The 1297-nt window shown below is 40.7% G+C and carries 1 protein-coding gene and 1 pseudogene; one reads left to right on the top strand and one right to left on the bottom strand.

What is annotated here, in order from left to right:
• Positions 1 to 165 precede the first annotated feature (165 nt).
• On the bottom strand, positions 166 to 564 hold the full coding sequence (locus R8N49_RS24745) for a DUF6232 family protein (RefSeq protein ID WP_206959762.1): 399 nt from the start codon (positions 562 to 564) through the stop codon (positions 166 to 168).
• Between the two features lie 246 nt (positions 565 to 810).
• Between R8N49_RS24745 and R8N49_RS31080 the strand changes: the two are divergent.
• Positions 811 to 1113, top strand: a pseudogene (locus R8N49_RS31080) (hypothetical protein).
• Positions 1114 to 1297 lie beyond the last annotated feature (184 nt).

Below are 1297 nucleotides of genomic sequence, written 5' to 3'. Positions count from 1 at the left end.
AATCTAGCATTTTAACTGTTTCCATATCCCTTCCTAGCCCAGAGAACATAACGCCTTGTTAAGGTGTGAGGCACGCAATACCGAAGCTTCTGCATACCACCTTAGCCGCTAAAACCAACGCATAGTAAAAATGCCACGCGTGCCGAATCACTCTTGAACAATTTGTTATACGAATTTCTTCAGTGCCAACACTTGCTGTTCAAATAACTCACAATCTGACTTTGAGTATGACTTAGCGACATTAACCCATTGAACGCCCGTTTCATCTATGTGGCGAAACTCGACTTGAAGTGCATATTTAGAACAACGAAAAAGAGCAAAAACCAAACCTACAACCGTCAGACTAAGAACTAAAACTAGTAGCCATTGTGGCACCTCTTCCAACCTTGGAATAACTAACCAAACTGCCCCTGAAAAAACACACACCCAGAATAAAACTTGACCTAAATTATCAAGAAAACTTAACTTTTTAACCCTAACATTGCTTATCTTAGACAAAGGATATGAGTCTTTCTTAAACCTGAACTCTTTTGAATTCAAGTTAAAATCAGTATTTTTGTACATAATTTCCCTCTATTCGTATAACGCCCTGCTAAGGGGTGAGCAACGCAATACCGATGTTGCCGCAAACCACCTTAATCACTAAATTCAACGCATAGTAAAAATGCCACGCGTTGCGAATCCCTCTTGAACAGTTTGTTAGTTTGCAGACCCAAAGGGTTGATTTTAAGTTATTTTAAACTTTGCAAACAATAAACTATATGTGCTTTAACGCAGTTAAATCAGGCGTAGTCTCAAAGCGGCTAGTCAATGAAACCACTTGGAACAAACAACGCCGTAGAAAACGAACTCACAACACCAAAAAGCGCTTTTGGAAAACCAATCTCACAGTGCGGACTTTCAACAAAGTCACTGAAACCACATGAAACTTACAACACCAGAGAAAACGTCATTTCAGCAAGTAAATGAGCTTTTAAACCAACAAACTCACCGAGCAGAGTTGCAACTAAGAACAGACGCTCGATTGCCCTGCTCTGTCAGCACCAAAGACCAAAAATACCGCTTGGACACTTGCAAAACTTTGGACTTGAAACAGCTGAAACTGAGTTTTGACCATCGATGAAGAGCCTGCATAGCAAACAATCATCAGCCAAATTTTAAGCTTAGAAACATGATTTTGACTGCTAGCTTTTTCTGGCGACTAACGCCCTGTTAAGGGCGTGAGCAACGCAATACCGAAGTCGCCGCATACCGCCTTAAACACTAAAACCAACGCATAGTAAAAATGCCACGCGTT

The organism is Vibrio sp. 1978, assembly GCF_033344345.1.
The sequence above is the reverse complement of the archived record's forward strand: the minus strand, read 5'-3'. Positions and strand labels throughout refer to the sequence as shown.